Annotated in this window: 18 protein-coding genes, 1 tRNA gene and 1 other RNA gene; 13 read left to right on the top strand and 7 right to left on the bottom strand. The window is 35.2% G+C overall.

Translation table 11 applies throughout. The annotated features are described in order from the left end of the window. Positions 1 to 41: 41 nt before the first annotated feature. A complete protein-coding gene (locus AC6EJB_RS07085) occupies positions 42 to 1,493 on the bottom strand; it encodes a mannose-1-phosphate guanylyltransferase/mannose-6-phosphate isomerase (protein WP_498490637.1) in 1,452 nt (483 codons plus the stop codon). 58 nt (positions 1,494 to 1,551) lie between these two features. Next, positions 1,552 to 2,082: a ribosome maturation factor RimM gene (gene rimM / locus AC6EJB_RS07080; protein ID WP_498490636.1), complete on the bottom strand. Its 531-nt coding sequence runs from the start codon at positions 2,080 to 2,082 to the stop codon at positions 1,552 to 1,554. Between the two features lie 47 nt (positions 2,083 to 2,129). On the opposite strand from rimM, the gene AC6EJB_RS07075 reads away from it, so the two are divergent. Further along, positions 2,130 to 2,315 (top strand): NAD(P)H dehydrogenase subunit NdhS, encoded by a 186-nt coding sequence (locus AC6EJB_RS07075; RefSeq protein WP_498490635.1) that lies wholly within the window; start codon positions 2,130 to 2,132, stop codon positions 2,313 to 2,315. Between the two features lie 23 nt (positions 2,316 to 2,338). Here the strand turns inward: AC6EJB_RS07075 and rnc are convergent, their stop codons facing one another. Then, the gene (gene rnc, locus AC6EJB_RS07070) at positions 2,339 to 3,082 is read right to left on the bottom strand and encodes a ribonuclease III (protein WP_498490634.1); all 744 of its coding nucleotides are present in this window, start codon (positions 3,080 to 3,082) and stop codon (positions 2,339 to 2,341) included. 72 nt (positions 3,083 to 3,154) lie between these two features. Continuing rightward, positions 3,155 to 3,555: RNase P RNA component class A (gene rnpB, locus AC6EJB_RS07065), an RNA gene on the bottom strand. A 35-nt stretch (positions 3,556 to 3,590) separates the two neighbouring features. Here rnpB and AC6EJB_RS07060 point away from each other — a divergent pair. From AC6EJB_RS07060 to AC6EJB_RS07050, 3 genes are all read left to right on the top strand, one after another. Beyond that, positions 3,591 to 3,664 (top strand) — tRNA-Arg (locus AC6EJB_RS07060). Positions 3,665 to 3,760: 96 nt separating this feature from the next. Next, entirely contained in the window at positions 3,761 to 4,099 is a 339-nt protein-coding gene (locus AC6EJB_RS07055; protein WP_498490633.1) for a DUF8670 family protein, read from the top strand. A gap of 36 nt (positions 4,100 to 4,135) precedes the next feature. After that, positions 4,136 to 4,588 (top strand): DUF8661 family protein, encoded by a 453-nt coding sequence (locus tag AC6EJB_RS07050; protein WP_498490632.1) that lies wholly within the window; start codon positions 4,136 to 4,138, stop codon positions 4,586 to 4,588. Positions 4,589 to 4,592: 4 nt separating this feature from the next. Here AC6EJB_RS07050 and AC6EJB_RS07045 read toward each other — a convergent pair whose 3' ends face one another. Beyond that, the gene (locus tag AC6EJB_RS07045; protein ID WP_498490631.1) at positions 4,593 to 7,112 is read right to left on the bottom strand and encodes a glycogen/starch/alpha-glucan phosphorylase; all 2,520 of its coding nucleotides are present in this window, start codon (positions 7,110 to 7,112) and stop codon (positions 4,593 to 4,595) included. A gap of 164 nt (positions 7,113 to 7,276) precedes the next feature. Between AC6EJB_RS07045 and AC6EJB_RS07040 the strand changes: the two genes are divergently transcribed. From AC6EJB_RS07040 to AC6EJB_RS07020, 5 genes are all read left to right on the top strand, one after another. After that, complete coding sequence (locus AC6EJB_RS07040; RefSeq protein ID WP_498490630.1) at positions 7,277 to 8,650, top strand: cation:proton antiporter; 1,374 nt, start codon at positions 7,277 to 7,279, stop codon at positions 8,648 to 8,650. A gap of 116 nt (positions 8,651 to 8,766) precedes the next feature. Next, complete coding sequence (locus tag AC6EJB_RS07035; RefSeq protein WP_498490629.1) at positions 8,767 to 9,678, top strand: alpha/beta fold hydrolase; 912 nt, start codon at positions 8,767 to 8,769, stop codon at positions 9,676 to 9,678. 3 nt (positions 9,679 to 9,681) lie between these two features. Beyond that, the gene (locus AC6EJB_RS07030) at positions 9,682 to 10,539 is read left to right on the top strand and encodes an aldose epimerase family protein (RefSeq protein ID WP_498490628.1); all 858 of its coding nucleotides are present in this window, start codon (positions 9,682 to 9,684) and stop codon (positions 10,537 to 10,539) included. Between the two features lie 146 nt (positions 10,540 to 10,685). Then, entirely contained in the window at positions 10,686 to 11,870 is a 1,185-nt protein-coding gene (locus AC6EJB_RS07025; RefSeq protein WP_498490627.1) for an alpha-hydroxy acid oxidase, read from the top strand. 30 nt (positions 11,871 to 11,900) lie between these two features. Then, positions 11,901 to 13,253, top strand: a complete 1,353-nt coding sequence (locus tag AC6EJB_RS07020; RefSeq protein ID WP_498490626.1) for a four-carbon acid sugar kinase family protein — start codon at positions 11,901 to 11,903, stop codon at positions 13,251 to 13,253. A 28-nt stretch (positions 13,254 to 13,281) separates the two neighbouring features. Here the strand turns inward: AC6EJB_RS07020 and AC6EJB_RS07015 are convergent, their stop codons facing one another. Beyond that, the gene (locus AC6EJB_RS07015; RefSeq protein WP_498490625.1) at positions 13,282 to 14,706 is read right to left on the bottom strand and encodes an NADP-dependent isocitrate dehydrogenase; all 1,425 of its coding nucleotides are present in this window, start codon (positions 14,704 to 14,706) and stop codon (positions 13,282 to 13,284) included. A 79-nt stretch (positions 14,707 to 14,785) separates the two neighbouring features. Here AC6EJB_RS07015 and AC6EJB_RS07010 point away from each other — a divergent pair, with 79 nt between their 5' ends. From AC6EJB_RS07010 to AC6EJB_RS06995, 4 genes are all read left to right on the top strand, one after another. After that, positions 14,786 to 15,493 carry a biliverdin-producing heme oxygenase gene (locus AC6EJB_RS07010; protein ID WP_498490624.1) on the top strand — a complete coding sequence of 236 codons (708 nt, stop codon included), beginning with the start codon at positions 14,786 to 14,788 and terminating at the stop codon, positions 15,491 to 15,493. A gap of 147 nt (positions 15,494 to 15,640) precedes the next feature. After that, positions 15,641 to 16,363, top strand: coding sequence for a 15,16-dihydrobiliverdin:ferredoxin oxidoreductase (locus tag AC6EJB_RS07005; RefSeq protein ID WP_498490623.1), 723 nt, complete (start codon positions 15,641 to 15,643; stop codon positions 16,361 to 16,363). A 7-nt stretch (positions 16,364 to 16,370) separates the two neighbouring features. Continuing rightward, the gene (locus AC6EJB_RS07000) at positions 16,371 to 17,147 is read left to right on the top strand and encodes a phycoerythrobilin:ferredoxin oxidoreductase (protein ID WP_498490622.1); all 777 of its coding nucleotides are present in this window, start codon (positions 16,371 to 16,373) and stop codon (positions 17,145 to 17,147) included. Positions 17,148 to 17,165: 18 nt separating this feature from the next. After that, positions 17,166 to 17,639 carry a low molecular weight protein-tyrosine-phosphatase gene (locus AC6EJB_RS06995; protein ID WP_498490621.1) on the top strand — a complete coding sequence of 158 codons (474 nt, stop codon included), beginning with the start codon at positions 17,166 to 17,168 and terminating at the stop codon, positions 17,637 to 17,639. Here the strand turns inward: AC6EJB_RS06995 and AC6EJB_RS06990 are convergent. Beyond that, positions 17,629 to 19,179 (bottom strand): bifunctional pantoate--beta-alanine ligase/(d)CMP kinase, encoded by a 1,551-nt coding sequence (locus AC6EJB_RS06990; protein WP_498490620.1) that lies wholly within the window; start codon positions 19,177 to 19,179, stop codon positions 17,629 to 17,631. The genes AC6EJB_RS06995 and AC6EJB_RS06990 overlap by 11 nt on opposite strands. Positions 19,180 to 19,241 lie beyond the last annotated feature (62 nt).

Here is a 19,241-nt window from a genome sequence, read left to right as displayed (position 1 = left end):
AATCTCTAACAACTTGTACTAATAAAATATTAGTTTTTTTATTAATGAATATCTTTTATTCTCCCATAAGAATCTTCAAAACGAATAATATCTTCTTCATCTAAATATGTACCGCTTTGAACTTCAATAAGCTCAAGTTTCATTTTCCCTGGATTGCTTAATCTATGCTTGCAGCCAAGAGGAATAAATGTACTTTCATTTTCACTTAAAAGTTGTTTTTCTCCATTTTTTTCTATCAATGCTGTTCCATTCACTACAACCCAATGTTCGGCTCTATGGTGATGCATTTGCAAAGAAAGAGAGGCATTTGGCTTTACTTCGATTAGCTTTACGAGCCATCTATTCCCCTCAACTATTGTAGTGTAATTCCCCCAAGGTCTATAAATTTTTCTGTGATTTTTTCCTTCTGGGAATTCTGATGAACTCAGATTTTTGACTAAATTTCCTATATTTTGAGATTGAGCTCTATTGGCTATTAAGATAGCATCATTTGTATCTACCACTATTAGATTTTCTATTCCTATTCCTACTATTAGACGTTGTTCACTTTTTAAATAACAGTTTTTACTTTGCTCAACTAGTACTCTTCCATTTATATAATTTCCATCATTATTTTTTTTGCTAATATCCCATAAAGATTTCCAACTTCCTATGTCACTCCAACCTGCATTTAAAGGAAGAACGGTTCCTAATTTTGTTTTCTCCATCACTGCAATATCTAAAGATATTTTTGGACATTTCTTAAATGATTCTGCTTCTAATCGTAGAAAATCAAGATCTATCACATCTTTTTCGAGAGCAATTTTACAATATCTAATTATCTCTGGACAGAATTTATCTAGTTCATTGATAATTGAACTCGCCTTAAAAAGAAACATACCACTATTCCATGTATAGCGAGAATCTTGGATTAATTTCTCGGCTATATTTTTATTAGGTTTTTCTATAAATTTGTTTATTTCTAAGCCATTTATTTGATCTTTTTGATTAGGCGATTCTTTTGCTTCAATGTAACCGTAACCAGTTTCTGCGCAAGTTGGAACAATCCCAAAAGTAACTAATCTTCCTTGATTTGCATAAGTTTTTGCACAGTGTATTACTCTTTTAAATTCAACGATATTTTCTATCAAATGATCAGCTGCCAAAATCAACAGCAAAGGATCTTCACCTGAAGACATTGCTTGAAGAGCAGCAACAGCTACTGCTGGAGCAGTGTTGCGACCTATTGGTTCGAGAATAATTGCTTGTGGATCAGTATTAATCTCTCTAAATTGTTCGGCAACTATAAATCTATGTCCCTCATTACATATCAAAATCGGATTTTCAAGTCCTTTCAAACCTATAAGCCTTTCATAAGTCTTCTGCAAAAGAGTTTTTTTTGTTCGTGAATCTAGTGCTAGAAATTGTTTGGGATAACTTTCTCTTGAAAGTGGCCAGAGTCTAGTTCCTGATCCACCACTAAGAATTACTGGTATTATTGAATTTTCAGTCATCTCATTGAAAAAACTTTTTGTTCATGATTGAATTTCTGATTAAAAATCTGAATAATTTTTAGAGTTCTAATAAACCAGGAGGTGGGTTGATTAGAAGCCACTTTTCTTTGATTTCTATTTCTGGGATAATTTCTTTGACAAAAGGTACCAAAACTTTTTTACCTTCTATTAACTCTATCTCTAGAAGGTCATTACCCCCCTTAATCAAGTCAGTTACATAACCAACTAGAGCTTTTTGGGATCCTTTTCTTGCTTCTAAACCAATTAGATCAAAGTAATGGAACTCATCGTCATCCAAATTTGGCCTGCTATCAATAGGTATGACGAGATTCCAACCAACAATTTTTTCTGCAGCACTCCTGTTAGATACGCCCTCGATGGAAAGTACATAGATTGATTTGCCAGGAATAAGGTTTCCTTTGATTAATTTAATTTCAGTGGGCAACTCGTCAGCTTTTTGAATCCAACGTTTACCTGGTTTAGTAAACCTTTCTGGAAAGTCGCTGCTAGGTTTAATTCGGATATCTCCTTTTAAACCTTGGGGGGCAACAATTTCACCTATTAACATCCATTGATCTTGTTCGATCATTGTTATGATTAAACTCTTAATAATAGTTTATTTGAATATTTTTAATTATGACTGACTCAAAAGAACCTATTCTCCCTGGCACAACAGTAACTGTTCATAATCAAGAGTCAATTTACAATGGTTATGTAGGTTTTGTGCAAAGAATAAGTGGTGATAAAGCTGCTGTACTTTTTGAAGGAGGGAATTGGGATAAGTTACTTACATTGCCTTTAAAAGATCTTTTGAAAACCTAAGTAATTTTTTTATCAGCTAATAATTACAGATCAATTACATTCTTTTCTAAAGACTTTAATGCTTCACTAGCTGCATTTTTTTCTGCTAGTTTCATTGATTTCCCCCAACCTTGAGCTATTGATATATTTTTGATGAAAACAGTACAAAAAAATCGTTTTGGATTGTTATGCTTTTTGTCAATTTCAATTGTTTTATAAGTGGGAATTGATAAGCCTTTGCTTTGAGTTAATTCCTGAAGTGCTGATTTATAGTTTTTCCTATGGGGATCTGCTAAAACTTCATTACTTTTTTCTTCCCAGAAAGGTAATAGCCAATTTTTAATGGGATCAAGAATAGTTAGACTTTCGTATAAAGCTCCAATTAATGCCTCAGTTGCTTCTGCTTGAATAGTTGCATTGGCTGATTTATCATTAAGGGCTTTATTCCCAATGATTAAAACTCTATTAATTTTTATTTCTTTACCAACTTGTTCTAGCCATTGATCACTTACAAGATGTGAACGAAGTTCGGATCTTTCTCCAACTCGCATATAAGGAAATTTATGTTTTATAAAATCAGATGCAATTAGTCTTAAAACTGCATCTCCAAGAAATTCAAGATTTTCATAGTTAACTTCACTATTTGCAGAACTATGAGTGAGTGCTTCATTAATATATAAAATATTCCTTATTTTTTTACTGGTAAATTCTTTATGATACTTTTTTTCTAAATGTAGATCTCTAATGAAATTAACTATGTCTTCTACTCTTTGATTGGAAAGTTTCATAAGTATTAAAAATATTCAATTACATTAAGTAATTAATAAGAATTTAATTTTGTTTGCTTTTTTAAATAAAGAAAGTGAAAGCAGGTCATAAGCCGGGTTCTGTTCATTCTTCTTTGGTTAGAAAGTGAATGGGTAATCATCTATCTGGGACTATCGTTACCAATAGCCTCAAGCGGCTCTAATTAGGAACGAGGTCTATGGCCACCTTTTGTCCCTCGCCTTGCTCCTGGCCGGGGTTTACCTAGCCAGCACCTCTCGATGCTGCTGGTGCGCTCTTACCGCACCTTTGCACCCTTGCCATGCTTGATGGGGAATTCCCATTAAGCATTAGGCGGTGTATTTCTGTGGCACTATCCTCACGGTCACCCGCACTGGGAATTACCCAGCATGCCTGGCCAATTAGGAGCCCGGACTTTCCTCAATTGAAGCTAAACAGAAGCTGAAGTTCAATTGCGATTACCTCCCCTGCTTTCAATACCATCATGCCTCAAGGCATAATTAATTTCATGGGGTTGTAGCTCAGTTGGATAGAGCGACGGTTTCCTAAACCGTAGGTCGTGGGTTCAAGTCCCGCCAGCCCCGTCGAATAACGAATTAAAACTAAAAATGTAGTCCTATATGTGGTGGGTGTGCAAAATCTTGACTCTCTCGCTAGCGTTAGTGAAGTGAATCAGTAACATGGCTCAGCTTCACGATCTTCGCTTACGATTACTTGTTCAACAAGAGAGTGAACGAATATCTAAATCACAACCAAATGATTTGGATTTATCAATTGTTCAAGCTAGGTGTTTATGTTGGTTAACACTTCTAGCCGAAGCTCATGAAGATCAAGCTAATGATGCAGAAGGAAGGGGAGATACAGAACAGGCAATGGGATGGTTCGCTGACTCAATGAGATTGCGTGATGTCATTCAGTTAGTTACAAGCATTGAAATTCCCCTTCCTGAGAGTTCTGATTTAGATAACAAAGATTGTGGAGGGGACTTTTTTAACGGTGAGCCACCTATGACGGCCTAAGAAATGCAATGATAGGTTTTAAGCTGCCTTGTGAAGGTGCCTGAAGAACCATGCCAATGTCCAGATTGTCTCAGATTTTATAGGGAACATGATCGTTTGATTAGAGAGTTTCCAACTTTGCGACAACAACAAGAAATAAATTGGGCTGCGCTTCAATCATTTAGAACTCTATCTGGACGAGTTTTAGAAGATTTGCAAAAAAAATTGAATTCAAGTTCATCAAATCAAACTGAAGAAAATTTAAAAATTCGGACTAGTGAGAATAAAGAAAAATCTATTACAGAAGTCATTTCTGATCTAGAGAATATTAATGCTCACTTATATTCAATTGAAGCGCTTATGGAAAGAATATTTGATGTCAAAGTACCTGATGAATTTGAAGATAAGTTTCGAGAGATTGCCGGAGAACTTGCTCCAGATCCATTAAATATTGATCGATTACGTTTGAATAGATTGTTACATCAAACGCCAGATTTGCCTGATAAATAAATATTTATTTTTCACAACTGATTTCTACAGGTAATGGTTTTACTTTCCATATTGATTGGCAATATTCTCGAATAGATCTATCAGAAGAGAAAAAGCCTGATCTTGCTGTATTAAGTAATGCCATACGGTTCCATTTTTGACTTTTTTTCCAGGCTTTACTAACTTCATCTTGAGCACGAAGGTAATCATCAAAATCAGCCATAACAAAGAAGGGATCATTTCCAGTCAAGATATTTATTATTGGTCTGAATAGCTCACTATCTCCATTACTGAAATGGCCAACTTCTATTAATTTAAGAGTTTCTTGCAGTTCATTTGAATCTTGAATAAAGCTATTTGGACTGTACCCTTGGTCTCTTAATTTCATAATTTCTGACTCTGTTTTTCCAAATAAAAAGAAGTTTTCAGCTCCTACTCTTTCTCTAATTTCTACATTAGCCCCATCAAGTGTTCCAATTGTTAATGCACCATTCATGGCGAATTTCATATTTCCAGTTCCCGAGGCTTCTTTTCCAGCAGTTGAAATTTGTTCAGAAAGATCAGTCGCTGGATAAACTTGTTCACCTAACTTCACATTGTAGTCAGGTAGAAATACGACTCTTAACAAGCCATCCATATCAGGATCTGCATTGACTACGTCAGCTATTCCATTAATAAATCTAATCATTAACTTGGCCATGAAATAACCAGGTGCAGCTTTGCCACCAAAAATGACCGTACGAGGTGCAATATTTTTTGTTATTCCATTTTTAATTCTTAGATATTGTGCAATTACTTGCAAAGCGTTTAAATGCTGTCTTTTATATTGATGAATTCTTTTGACTTGAACATCAAATAAACTTGAGGGATCAACTAAAACACCAGTTTGCCTATGAATATATCCAGCAAGTTTTCTTTTTCCAGAAAGCTTTGCAGATGCAAAAAGATCTAAGAAATTAGAGTCATTTTCTTTTTTTTCTAATTCAAGTAGTAGATCCATATTGGTAATCCAATTTGGACCAATTTCTTTGTCAAGAAGTTTAGAAAGTTCAGGATTGGCTAAAGCTACCCATCTACGAGGAGTAACTCCATTAGTAACATTAGTAAATTTTTCAGGCCAGAGTTCTGCAAATTCAGGTAAAAGTTGTCTCTTGATTAAATCAGAATGGAGAGCAGCTACTCCATTAACATGATGTGCTCCAATTGTTGCTAAGTGCGCCATTCGTATAGCTTTACCTCCTTCTTCATCAATAATTGAAAGTTTTCGCAAAATTGAATCTTTTCCTGGATACTTAAGTCGTACCTGTTGCAAAAATCGTCTATTTATTTCGTATATAAGTTCTAAATGTCTAGGTAATAAATTTTTAAATAAGCTGAGATCCCATTTTTCAAGAGCTTCGGGAAGCAAAGTATGATTTGTATAAGCTACAGATCTATTTGTAATTTCCCAGGCTTTATCCCAATCCAATCTATGTTGATCTATTAATAGCCTCATTAACTCTGCAACTGCAATTGCTGGATGAGTATCATTAAGTTGTACTGTCCAATGATTTGGAAATTCCTCAACAGCTATTGATCGCTTTTCTAGGCTTCTAAGCATGTCCTGTAACGAACAACTTACAAAAAAGTGTTGTTGTTTGAGGCGTAATCTTCTTCCTTCATCAGTTCCATCATTGGGGTAGAGAACTTTTGAAAGAGTTTCTGACGCTACTTTCTCTTCAACAGCACCGTAGTAATCGCCAATATTGAAAGCATAAAAATCAAAACTTTCGGTTGCATCAGCTCTCCATAATCTCAATCGATCGCAGCTATTGACTCGATAACCAAGAACAGGAACATCGTGTGGGACACCAATAGCATGTTCGCTTGGTATCCATCGCGAGCGATAATTTCCGTTGTCATCCGTATAGCTCTCAGTCTGACCGCCAAAACCGACTAAGCAAGCTTCATCTGGTTGGGGTAATTCCCAGGGCCATCCACCTTTTAGCCATTTATCAGTAACTTCGACTTGCCAACCGTCTCTTATTAATTGGTTGAAAATACCAAATTCGTACCTAATTCCATATCCCACTGCAGGCACCTGAAGACTTGCAAGTGATTCCATATAGCAAGCTGCAAGTCTACCTAGTCCTCCATTTCCAAGCCCAGGCTCTTCCTCTACTTCCAATATTTCGTTTAGAGATTCAATCCCAAACCTTTTGAGAGCTTCCTCTGCCTCTTTTTTGATACCTAAATTAAGTAAATTATTATTCAGTTGAGGTCCAATTAAGAATTCAGCTGAAAGATATGCAACTGTTTTTTGAGGTCTTGCTCGGATTGTCTCTTGACTTGTTAAATATCTACTCATCAATCTGTCTCTAACAGCAAAGCTTAAAGCCATGTAGAGATCTCTCAGACTTGCCGATGTCGCAAGTTTGCCAAGAGTAAAAAATAGATGTTCAGTCATTCCATCGAAGACTGCATCAGCATCCATGCCAGCCCGAACAGGATCCGCATAGCATCCTGGGGTCGGCAGACGCAGGTCAAGTGACTGGGAGCTGCTCATAAAGGCATCAAAGGTCTCTGGACGCTAGCCAATAAAGCTTTAGTAATCAGTTAGTAACTTCAGATCCACACCTTATTAGTTAAGTCTCCTTTGATACTTGTGACAAATATGCCCTGTGATTAGGTAATTTATGTCTTAAAGAAAAGGCTTTTCTAGAAAACCTGATGGTATTAACTCCTTTAGTCTCAGCCCTAAATACTCATGATGTTGAGGTTGCGGAAACACTTATAGGGGTCATTAATTTCTTAATGATCTTTGTTGCAGCGAGGACTTTGGCTGAAATCTTAGTTCGACTAAGTTTGCCTACAATTGTAGGTGAACTTCTGGCGGGAGTTTTAATTGGTGCCTCAGGATTGCATCTTTTATTGCCGCCAAGTGCTCATGCTGAATTAAATCAAGGTTTTGTTTCTCTTATAAGCACACTTGCTTCAGTACCCAAAGAAGCAGTTCCGGATATTTATTTTGAAACTTTTCCATCATTACAAGCGGTAGCAACTTTAGGGCTATACGCTTTGTTATTTCTTACAGGTCTGGAAAGTGAATTAGAGGAACTTGTAGCAGTTGGTGCGCAAGCTTTCACTGTCGCTATGGCAGGAGTGATTTTGCCATTTGCTTTTGGAACTTTTGGATTAATGTTTATTTTTCAAGTAGATATCATTCCTGCGATATTTGCTGGGGCATCTATGACTGCGACGAGCATTGGTATTACTGCAAGTGTTTTTGGTGAACTTGGTTATTTAAAAACCCGTGAGGGTCAAATTGTTATTGGCGCAGCAGTATTAGATGACATTCTCGGAATTGTTATTCTTGCCGTTGTAGTAGCTCTTGCGACTGGAGGATCTTTGCAGATAGCTCCTATTGTCAAATTAGTACTGGCTGCAACTGTTTTTGTGTTTGCTGCAATTGCTTTGAGTCGAACAGCTGCTCCAGCCTTTGATTGGTTGCTTGAAAGACTTAAAGCTCCTGGAGCTGTTGTTGTGGCTTCTTTCGTGATATTAGTCTTAAGTTGTTTTGTTGCTACTGCTATTGGTTTGGAAGCTGCTTTAGGTGCTTTTGCCGCTGGATTGATACTAAGTAGTTCAAAAAATAATCACGCAATTCAACAATCTGTTTTGCCATTGGTCTCACTATTTGCAACTATTTTCTTCGTGCTTGTCGGTGCCGGAATGGATCTTTCTGTAATTAATCCTCTGGATCCTCAGAGTCGCTCTGCTCTAGTTGTTGCTGGTTTCTTATTTATAGTTGCAATTGTTGGAAAAATTGCTGCTGGCTGGTGCTTTTTCATTGATAAACCAACAGACAGATTAGTAGTTGGATTGGGAATGATGCCTCGAGGTGAGGTCGGATTGATTTTTCTAGGATTGGGAACAAGTGCTGGTTTGCTTACGCCTTCCCTGGAGGCTGCAATATTATTAATGGTTATTGGAACAACATTTTTAGCTCCTGTTTTGCTTAGAGTTGTTTTGAAAGATAAACCCCCATCAGGAGGAAACTCAATTCCTGATGATGTCGCAGCTGATCCAGTTGGTTTGGTTTAGAAATTATTGAAAACTCTTTTAAAAAGGTGAGGAAATTTCTAAAAAAAAGAAATAAAATTTCTAATCTATTTCTATCAATGATTTACTAAGATCTGTAAGTATCAGATTATTCTTAAATGGTTTCCTCTGTTGTAGAAAAAAATCTTTCTGATTGGAAATTCTTAGGACATTCTGTTTACAGTTTGAGCATTATTCCTGAAGATCATAAAAATAAGACAGATGATGAAAAAGGGCCCGCAATTCTTTTGATTCACGGCTTTGGTGCCTCTACAACGCACTGGAGGCACAATTTACCAGTCCTGGGAAAGCAGTATGAAGTTCACGCTTTAGATCTTCTTGGCTTTGGTAAAAGCTCTAAACCTGGTGGCCTTGCTTATGGAGGTTCACTTTGGAAAGATCAAATAGTTTCTTATGTTAAGGAAAATATTGGTAGACCAACAATACTTGTTGGCAACTCTCTAGGGGGTTATGCCGCGCTAGCTAGTGGTGCTGCTTTGGGTGCAGAGTCAGCAGGTGTGGTTTTATTAAATGCTGCTGGTTATTTCAGTGAAGATAAGAAACCAACTCAAGGATTTTGGGCTACAGCTAGAAAAACTGTTGCTAGTATCTTTCTCAAAAACGCTCTATTGCAAAGAATAATTTTTGAAAACCTTAGACAGCCCTCAACAATTAAACGTACGTTAAAACAAGTTTATATTGATACATCAAATGTTGATGATGAACTAGTAGAAGCGATCCGAAAACCCTCTTTGGATGCGGGCGCTTTTAATGTCTTCAAAAGTGTTTTTGATCCCGCAGGACCTCAGGGGAGACCGCTTGATGAGTTGTTCGCTCAGTTAAAGTCACCATTGTTATTACTCTGGGGTAATAGAGATCCTTGGATGAATGCACCTGGTAAAAGGGCTACTTATCGAAAACATACACCTTCAAATACAAAAGAAGTTGTTTTAGACGCTGGCCATTGTCCTCATGATGAAGTTCCTGATCAGGTTAATTCCGCTCTTTTAGAATGGATCAATCAGCTTTAATTAATGGCGGTCAGTTTCGAGAAAAAGACAAATCCATATCCTCACTGGGAATATTCAAATTTTGAATTCGATTCATTAATTAGAATTGTCCCTGAAAGAGGAGGATTGATTACTGAATGGATAAGCGAAGGAAAAGAACTTTTGTACTTCGATTTAGAGCGTTTTCTAGATAAAGAAAAAAGTATCAGAGGAGGAATACCTATCCTTTTCCCTATATGTGGTGACTTGCCTGAAGGCTATTTAATTGGTGGTAAGAAGTATTTTTTAAGACAACATGGTTTTGCAAGAGATTTACCTTGGTCAATTGATTTATTAAAAAATAAATTAGGTATAAGGTTAAAACTAAGTGATACAAGTGAATCACGCTCTAATTTTCCTTTTTTCTTTACTCTTTTGATGGATGTTTGCTTGAAAGAAAAAAGTCTTCAAATATCCGTGAAAATTTATAATCAGAGTCATGATTCTATGCCCTTCAGTTTCGGCCTACATCCATATTTTCAGGTTTCAAATTTACAAAAAATAAAGATAGATGGTTTGCCTGAAAAATGTATTGATCAAACTAATATGAAAGTTACTAATGCCTCTGACCAGATTAGAATTTTAGATAAGGGAGTCGATTTTCTTTCCTATCCTTCATGTTCGGTTAAGCTTGTCGATTGTTTATCTAGCAATGTAATTGAATTAATTCATCAAGAGCCAATGGATACAACAGTAATATGGACTGACCCTCCCAGAAAAATGGTTTGTCTTGAGCCTTGGACAAGCCCTAGGAATTCACTGGTGACTGGTGATAGAAAACTTGAAATTAAGCCAGAAGAATATATAGAATTCTTTACTACTTTTAAGCATGATTCATATTAGTTTTTCAAGTTTTAGAGTAGTATAGTTTCTTACTAATTAAATCCAATTTATAGATTTTTGCATGATAAATATTTCAATATTTTTTTGGTTTTTGCATCTATGATCAATATATTCTAGATTCATTATTCATTAATTTTTGATTAATAATGTTAGGAGCAGATGTTTCCTCTCCAGGCGTACTAAATATTGATGACCTCAGGTCTAGAGCTAAAAATCGTTTACCGGCAATGGTTTTTAACTACATAGATAGTGGTGCAGATAGAGAACAAACTCTTTCAGAAAATTGCGACGCATATAATAAAATTTTATTTAGACCTAGATGTGCAGTTTCTGTTCCATCATGTGATCTTGGAATATCTGTTTTAGATCAGCAATTTAAACTTCCTTTCTTGTTGGGGCCAGTAGGTAGTAGCAGAATGTTCTATCCCCAGGGAGAAGTGGTTGCAGCTAGAGAGGCAGGTAAAGCTGGGACTGGTTATACCTTGTCGACTCTCTCAGGTTGTTTATTAGAAGACGTTAAAGCTGCTACAAAAGGACCAGCTTGGTATCAGCTTTATTTACTAGGTGGTAAAGAAGTCGCGTTAAAAACAATTGCTAGAGCTAAAGCAGCTGGATACTCTGCAATAGTCGTAACTATTGATACGCCTGTATCTGGTTTAAGGGAAAGGGATATGCGATCAGGAACCCAACAGCTTTTATCAAGAAATCCTTTGGAGATGCTTCCTTATGTCCCTCAAATATTAGTTAAACCATGCTGGTTGACTCAATGGATAGGTGATGGAGGCTTAATGAGTTTTCCAAATGTTCAACTTGATGATGGTCCAATGGGATATACAGCAATTGGTCCTGCTCTAGAAAAATCAGTTGTGACTTGGGATGATCTTCAATGGATACGCGAGGCATGGGGTGGAAAAATTATTGTTAAGGGTATACATATTGGTGATGATGCAAAAAAAGCAGCAGAGCTAGGTGCTGATGCGATCGTTATTTCTAATCATGGAGCTAGGCAACTTGATAGCGTTGCTCCTACGATACGTGTTTTGCCGGAAATTTTAGCTGCAGTTGATGGGAAAATTGATGTGTTGCTAGATGGAGGTATTCGAAGGGGTAGTGATGTAGTTAAAGCATTATGTCTTGGCGCGAAAGGAGTTTTGATAGGTAGAGCCTATGCGTATGGACTTGCAGCTGCAGGAGGTAAAGGCGTTGCCAGAGCAATAGAAATTCTTCAAACAGATATTGTGAGAACCATGAAATTATTGGGCTGTAGGTCTGTTGCCGATTTAAATAAATCTTATATTCAAGTTCCTGAAAGTTGGGAGAGATTCGAATAAATCATTGAGTAAACAATAGATTAATTTTTTATGAAAATAATTATTTTTGATGATGATCCAACTGGATCTCAAACTGTTCACGGATGCCCATTATTATTAACTTGGGATGAGCAAACTCTAGAAAAAGCATTTACAAAATCCTCGCCTTTAATATTTATACTTGCGAACACAAGATCTTTATCTGCTGTTTTAGCTGTTAAGAAAACGAGAGAAATATGCGCATCTATTAAGAAGTTTTTTTTAAAACAAGGATATTCCAAAGATGATTATTTTTATATTAGTAGAGGTGATTCAACGTTACGTGGTCATGGTGTTTTGGAACCTGCAATTCTTGAAGAAGAATTAGGACCATTTCATGCAACATTTCACATTCCAGCTTTTTTGGAAGGTGGAAGAACAACTGAAAACGGTATTCATTATCTAAATGGGATACCTGTCCATACTACTGATTTTGGCCGTGATAATATTTTTGGATTTTCTACTAGTGATTTAGCTAAATGGATTGAAGAAAAAAGTTTTGGAAAGATACAGGCGGAAAATATCTTGCATGTTGAAATTAAACAATTAGATATGGCTTTTAAGAATGAAAATGGTTTTAAATCTCTTTTATGCTTTTTGTCTCAATTGGAAAATAATACTTCAGTAGTTGTGGATGCTAAATTACCTCATCATTTAGAAACACTGGCGAAGGCGATTAAGGTACTTTCTAAAGAAAAAAGATTTCTTTTTAGAACAGCTGCAAGTTTTATTAGTTCTTTATCTGGGCTACCACCTAATCCTAAAAACACTATAGATTTAGTATCTTTAAAATCTAAAAATAATGAATTTAAATATAAGCCTGGTTTGATAATGGTTGGCTCCCATGTGGAATTAGCGACAGATCAATTAGAGGTTTTATTGAAAGATAATTCCTGCGAAGGTTTGGAAATACCAGTTAGTGAATTAGCTGATATTTTTACTTTAAAAAATCGTCAACAGGCAATCTTAGAGCTGGAAGATATTTTATTATCGAAAATAGATGACATTTTGAATACAAAAAAAGTACCTGTTTTATATACTACTCGCGAAGAAATGAAGTTTTCTTCTTACTCTAAAAGAATGCATTTTGGACTTCAACTTGCAGAGTTTATGGCTATCTTAGTTAGAAAAATAACTAACAAGCTAGGTTACATTATTAGCAAAGGAGGTATTACAACACAACTCTTGCTTCATAAAGGATTGAATTTTAATCAAGTAGAATTAAAAGGCCAAATATTACCAGGATTGTCAATAGTAAAAAGTAATTCTGATCAATATGATTTACCAGTTGTTACTTTTCCAGGTAATCTAGGAAATGAGAAAACACTTCTAGAATCATTTAGATTGATGGAGTCAAATTCTTAATTGTTGAAAGACTCTCAATAATACTTAATTAAAATCTTTCAATAATTGATTTAGCAAAATCACTACAACTTAGAGGCTCTACTTTTGGTTCCATCAATCGTGCCAGATCGTAAGTAACTTTTTTATCTGAAATAGATTTGCTCAATCCATTGGTAATTAATTTTGCTGCCTCATTCCAACCTAAATATTCCAGCATCATTACTCCACTAAGTATTACTGAACCTGGATTTATTCTGTCCAAGCCTGCATGTTTTGGAGCTGTTCCATGGGTAGCTTCGAAAATAGCCGCGGTATCCCCAATGTTTGCTCCAGGTGCCATCCCCAGTCCACCAACAATTGCTGCGGCGGCATCTGATATGTAATCACCATTGAGATTGAGAGTGGCAAGTATGGAATACTCTTGAGGACGAGTTTGAATTTGTTGAAAAATACTATCTGCTATTCGGTCATCAACCATCACCATATCCTTCCATTTCCCATTGCCATGACTACTCTCAATATTTGTTAGAACCGAAGAAACTTCATCACAAATAGCTTTCTTTTTCTCTTCTGTTAAAGATGAAAAACCTGGATCAATTAACTCAGCATTCTTCTTGTCGGAGATGCGAGGATTTTTTTCTAAGTTATCTAAAATCCAACTTTCTCTCTCGGTTACGCACACATTCCTGAATTCTGTGGTTGCTAATTCGTATCCCCAATCTCTGAAAGCTCCTTCTGTAAATTTCATGATGTTTCCCTTATGAACTAAGGTCACATGTCTTTTGCTTCCCTCAAGGTTGAGTGCATGTTTAATCGCTCTTCTGATATGTCTTTGACTACCACTTTTGCTAACTGGTTTAATTCCTATTCCTGATCCGTTGGGAATTTTTCTGTTTTTTAGTTTTTGGCTAGCTGGAATTATTTCATTATTGAGTTGATTAATTAATTTGATGCATTCGGGATCTTCAGATTCCCATTCAATGCCCATATAAATATCTTCGGTATTTTCTCGATAAACAATCACATCTAAATCTTGCGGCTTTTTATGAGGGCTTGGAGTCCCTTCGTAATATTTGCAAGGTCTAACGCATGAATATAAATCAAAAATCTGTCTTAGAGATACGTTTAAAGATCTAATCCCTCCTCCTACAGGTGTGGTTAAAGGTCCTTTGATCGCGATCCCGTAAGTTCTTATCGCCTCAAGAGTGTCGTTTGGTAAGTATTGATAAGTTCCATATAAGTCGCAAGCTTCATCGCCTGCATAGATTTTGAACCATTCAATGGATCGATTTTCCCCATACGCTTTTTCAATAGCTTTATCGATTACTAATTGTGTAGCAGGCCAAATATCTATCCCTGTTCCATCACCTCTGATAAACGGAATGATTGGATGGTCTGGGACTATTGGGTTTCCATCAACAAAAGTAATTTTTTGGCCTTCTGATGGTGCAGTGAGCTTTTCAAAATTTGCCATAATTTTTATTCAGCTATTAATAGATCTAATGTTGAGCTTATGTCTAAGTGGTAAGTTTTGATTAAATGATTTTGAACTCATGGCAGTAGCCTTGGCTAGGCAACTTCGTGAAGGGACTAAAAAGTCTCATACGATGGCTGAAAATACAGGTTTTATAAGTTGTTTCCTTAAGGGAGTAGTTGATAAGTCCTCATACAGAAATTTATTAGCTGATTTATATTTTGTTTATTCAGCTATGGAGGAAGAGATAGGAAAACTTTGTGAAAACTCTCATCCGATAATTTCTCCAATTGGATTTAAAGAGCTTTTTCGTAAGGAAAAATTGGAACAAGATTTGTCGTTTTACTTTGGTAGTAATTGGTCTGAATTGGTTAAACCTTCAAAGCCAGCTATTGAATATGAAGCAAGAATTAGAGAAATCGCTAAAGATCATCCTGAGCTTTTGATTGGGCATCATTACAGCAGATATATAGGCGATTTGTCTGGTGGACAGCTTTTGAAAACCATCACTAAAAAAGCTATGAATCTGCCTGACGATCAGGGACTTAGTTTCTATATTTTTGAGGAAATCAGAGATGAAAAAGAATTTAAAATTAAGTATAGAAATACTTTAGATAATCTTCCTATTGATCAAAAGATAGCTGATTCAATTATAGAAGAGGCTAATAGATCTTTTAAATATAATATGGATATTTTTAATGAATTAGAAGGAAACTTAATTGCTGCTATAGGGAAAGTTTTATTTAGATTTTTTGCAAATAAAAAGCGAAAAGGTAGTACCGAGTAATGAAATTCATATTTTCTCAAGCCTATACCTTTATTTATATTCAGTATCTATTAGGATCGTATCAAAGTTTTGTATTTATTCTTTTTAACTGATTTCATCACGTTAAATGAGAGTAAATTCTCAAATTCTCTAAGGAGATGACAGTATATGCTTGATGATCTTTTAAGTGAGTTAACAAGAAATATTCTTGAACATGGCGGTAAGAAGTTGATTGTTCAGAATGAATTTTGTGAACGTGTTTCTAAAAAAGGCAATTGTAAACTGAATAGCTGGTTATGGGATGTTCCTGAATTTCGAAGATGGAGAGTGACCAGATTGGACGCAGGCGACCGTCTTCAAGTATTAAATTCAGTGGCTTATCCTCATCATCAAAATGATATGCCAATTTTAGGCATTGACCTTTTATGGTTTGAAAAAAAACAAAAGCTTGTTGCTATTCTTGATTTTCAGCCTCTTGTGCAAGATAAAGCATATTTTGATAGATACTTTGATGGGTTGAAAAGCCTTAAAAAATGTTTTAAAGAGTTTAATTTTGATATGAAGAGTAACATATATGATCCAACTAAGTACTTCTCTCCATGGGCTCTATTTTGTAAAGGTGGTAATTTTGAAGCCGAAAAGATTTTACCAAAAGTTTTTAGCTCTTTTCTTAAATATTATTGGATAAATCTTGATTTATCTAAAGCTAATGAAAACTTTATTAAATCCAATGAGGTCAAATTATTGCATATAGATTATGATAAATATAGTGCTGAAAAAGATCCTGCTCATGGTTTGTTTTCGAATTTTTTTGGTAAAGAATGGTCAGAGCAATATATGAAAGATTTTTTATTTCCTTTAAGTCTAGAAAACATTAATTCTTCATTTTAGTTTTTAAATGCAATGTAAACGAAATAATAGTCTTGAGCCTATTTCAATTTGTAATTGGCGTTGGTCTTATTTCTTAGATGAAACTATTAAGGCATTTTCTATTTTTCAACCTAGACCTTATCATATAGAGAATGATTTTCTTTTTAAAGAGTCTTCTTTTGGGTCTCGCTCTCATCCTAATAAAGTTATTTTGGAAACATGGGGCTTAAAGACAAAAAAAATTCGACAGGCCAGGTGTGCTTGCCTACAAGCTGGTGAAATTACTTCTGTCATGAATTTGGTAATTTCACCTTTAAATAATTATGATTTACCATTTTTTGGAGCCGATTTTGTAACACTCCCAAATGGACATCTTATTGCATTAGATCTTCAACCTGTTTTAAAGGATGATATAAATCACACTCAAAATGTTTGGGATAAATCAAAACTTATACATGCAAAATGGCAATCTAAACTTCCTTCAGGAGGTGATATCCCTTCTGAGGCTAGACAATACTTTTCTCCAGCTTTTCTTTGGTCTAGAATTCCATTAGGAGAGGAAGGTGACAAATTAATGGGTCAGGTAATTAAACCTGCTTTTGATGAATACTTGAATTGTTTCTTAGATTTAGTGAGAGATGCAAAGATGATTTCTAAGGAAAGATCTTTTCAATTATTAAATGGTCAGAAAAAATATATGCGATATCGCGCGAAAAAAGATCCTGCAAGAGGTATGTTAAGAGGCTTTTTTGGAGAGCCATGGACTGAAAGCTATATAAATAATATTCTTTTTGACCTAAAATAAAGTAAAGATATTCAAAAAATGGTAAAAAAAATTCTCTTTGTTTGCTTAGGAAATATTTGTCGATCTCCTGCAGCTGAAGGAATTTTTAATCAAAAAATCAAAGAAAGAGACTTAGAAAAATTTTTTGTAGTTGATTCTGCAGGTACAGGTAGTTGGCATGTCGGAAATCTTCCTGATAGGCGAATGCGTGCAACAGCATTATCTAGGGGTATTGCACTGACCAGTAGATCGAGACAAATAAAAGAAAATGATTTATATGAGTTTGATCAGATTCTTGTAATGGATAAAGATAATCTTGAGGCTGTGAAATCATTAATTAAAGATGATATGAATCCAGTAAATTCTAAAATAAAGCTTATTCTAAGTTACTCAAAAAACTCTAAATTAGATGAAGTCCCTGATCCTTATTATGGCGGTCAAAATGGCTTTGAAAAGGTTCTAGATTTATTGAATGATGCAATTGATGAATTGATAGATAGTATTATGGATTAGGAGTAGCCCAGACCTCTTCTGGAATTTTTGATCTAAAAATATAAGTTAGTTCTTCTAAAACTTCTTCAATATTCATTCCATCTGTACAAATCTCTACCGCATCATGAGCTTTTTTTAAAGGGGCGATTTCTCTTTCACTATCTTGCTTGTCTCTTTCTTCAATTTCTTTTTCAAGATCTTCAATGCTTGAGTATTCATAACCCCTTTTTTCTAAGTCAATAGATCTTCGTTTTGCTCTTTCCTTTGGAGTGGCTGTTAGGAAGATTTTTACATCTGCATCTGGAAAGACTGCTGTTCCAATGTCTCTTCCTTCAGCAACTAAACCTCCATCCTCTCCAATTAACTGTTGTTGTTTTGTGAGTAAATCTCTTACATATTGTTGTTTGGCAATTTCGGAAACCATTGAAGTCACTTCTGGGGAACGTATCTTCTGTGTTACGTCAACATTGTTTATTAATATTTTTTGCTCACTATAGCTTGAGTTTGTAAATTCTAATTTTGAATCTTTCAAGCTATTTTTGATTTCCGCTTGATCACTTGGATTAATCGAATTGCTTATTATTAACCAAGTCACTGCTCTATACATTGCGCCTGTATCTAAATAAATGAAACCAAGTTTTTTGGCAAATGCTTTAGTTACGGTGCTTTTGCCGGCACCAGCTGGACCATCAATTGCAATAATTGGTTTGCGTTGCATAAGAAAAGTGTGATCAATTAGCCTCGTAGATCCACATTTTACTGCTGCTGCCAAAAGGCACATTCTATTTATATTTTCTGTTTCTTTTAATGAAAATGGATCTACGACTTTTAGATATTCAATTTTTAAATTGTTTTCTTGAAGTATAGAGGTTATTTTTTTAAGGTTTATTATTTTCTCTTTCTCAAATTCTTTTTTTGCTAATTTGATTGCATTCGGTAATGATTGAGCATTTACTCTTTCAGAGGCACTTAAATAAGAATTCCTTGAACTATAAGCAAATCCACTTTGGTCTCTTTGTGTGGAGAAGGATTCAATTTTGATAGGTATGGAGAGTTCTTGAAATAGCTTTCTAATAATAATCAATTGTTGCCAGTCTTTTTCTCCCAGAATTAGTTTCTCTGGTCTGATAATTCTGATGAGACGAATAATAACTGTTGCAACTCCATCAAAATGTCCTGCCCTCTCTGCTCCACATAATCGATTATGTAATGTTTGAGGAACTTTAATTTTAAAATGTGAATTTTCGCCCCCAGGAAAAACTTCAAAATAATCTGGAGCCCAAATTGCATCTGCTCCAGCTTGAAAAGCTAATTCAGCATCTTCGCTTATATTTCTGGGATAGTTTTTATAGTCTTCATCCTTTCCAAATTGCAATGGATTGATAAAAATACTTACAAGAATAATTTGACTTTTTTTTGTTTTTCTTGCTTTTGCTTGTTGAATTAAATATTGATGGCCAGGGTGAAGTCCTCCCATTGTAGGGATGAAAATTATTTTTGAATTTTGTTTGCTGAGCCAATCTTTTAATTCAGCATTAGTTTGAAAGATTTTTTGTACCACTATGTTCGTAAATAAATTAATTTCATAAACTTATGATTGAAATGAAATAAGTTGATTGCATA

The organism is Prochlorococcus sp. G4PB17 (assembly GCF_059772445.1).
The sequence above is the reverse complement of the archived record's forward strand: the minus strand, read 5'-3'. Positions and strand labels throughout refer to the sequence as shown.

Excerpts from the sequence above, each read along its gene's own strand:
- AC6EJB_RS07010 (WP_498490624.1), top strand. The coding sequence starts at position 14,786 with ATGGCAGTAGCCTTGGCTAGGCAACTTCGTGAAGGGACTAAAAAGTCT.
- AC6EJB_RS07015 (WP_498490625.1), bottom strand. The coding sequence starts at position 14,706 with ATGGCAAATTTTGAAAAGCTCACTGCACCATCAGAAGGCCAAAAAATT.
- AC6EJB_RS07035 (WP_498490629.1), top strand. The coding sequence starts at position 8,767 with ATGGTTTCCTCTGTTGTAGAAAAAAATCTTTCTGATTGGAAATTCTTA.
- AC6EJB_RS07000 (WP_498490622.1), top strand. The coding sequence starts at position 16,371 with ATGCAATGTAAACGAAATAATAGTCTTGAGCCTATTTCAATTTGTAAT.
- AC6EJB_RS06995 (WP_498490621.1), top strand. The coding sequence starts at position 17,166 with ATGGTAAAAAAAATTCTCTTTGTTTGCTTAGGAAATATTTGTCGATCT.
- AC6EJB_RS07075 (WP_498490635.1), top strand. The coding sequence starts at position 2,130 with ATGACTGACTCAAAAGAACCTATTCTCCCTGGCACAACAGTAACTGTT.
- AC6EJB_RS07040 (WP_498490630.1), top strand. The coding sequence starts at position 7,277 with ATGGTATTAACTCCTTTAGTCTCAGCCCTAAATACTCATGATGTTGAG.
- AC6EJB_RS07055 (WP_498490633.1), top strand. The coding sequence starts at position 3,761 with ATGGCTCAGCTTCACGATCTTCGCTTACGATTACTTGTTCAACAAGAG.
- AC6EJB_RS07025 (WP_498490627.1), top strand. The coding sequence starts at position 10,686 with ATGTTAGGAGCAGATGTTTCCTCTCCAGGCGTACTAAATATTGATGAC.
- AC6EJB_RS07005 (WP_498490623.1), top strand. The coding sequence starts at position 15,641 with ATGCTTGATGATCTTTTAAGTGAGTTAACAAGAAATATTCTTGAACAT.
- AC6EJB_RS07085 (WP_498490637.1), bottom strand. The coding sequence starts at position 1,493 with ATGACTGAAAATTCAATAATACCAGTAATTCTTAGTGGTGGATCAGGA.
- rimM (WP_498490636.1), bottom strand. The coding sequence starts at position 2,082 with ATGATCGAACAAGATCAATGGATGTTAATAGGTGAAATTGTTGCCCCC.
- AC6EJB_RS07020 (WP_498490626.1), top strand. The coding sequence starts at position 11,901 with ATGAAAATAATTATTTTTGATGATGATCCAACTGGATCTCAAACTGTT.
- AC6EJB_RS07030 (WP_498490628.1), top strand. The coding sequence starts at position 9,682 with ATGGCGGTCAGTTTCGAGAAAAAGACAAATCCATATCCTCACTGGGAA.
- rnc (WP_498490634.1), bottom strand. The coding sequence starts at position 3,082 with ATGAAACTTTCCAATCAAAGAGTAGAAGACATAGTTAATTTCATTAGA.
- AC6EJB_RS07045 (WP_498490631.1), bottom strand. The coding sequence starts at position 7,112 with ATGAGCAGCTCCCAGTCACTTGACCTGCGTCTGCCGACCCCAGGATGC.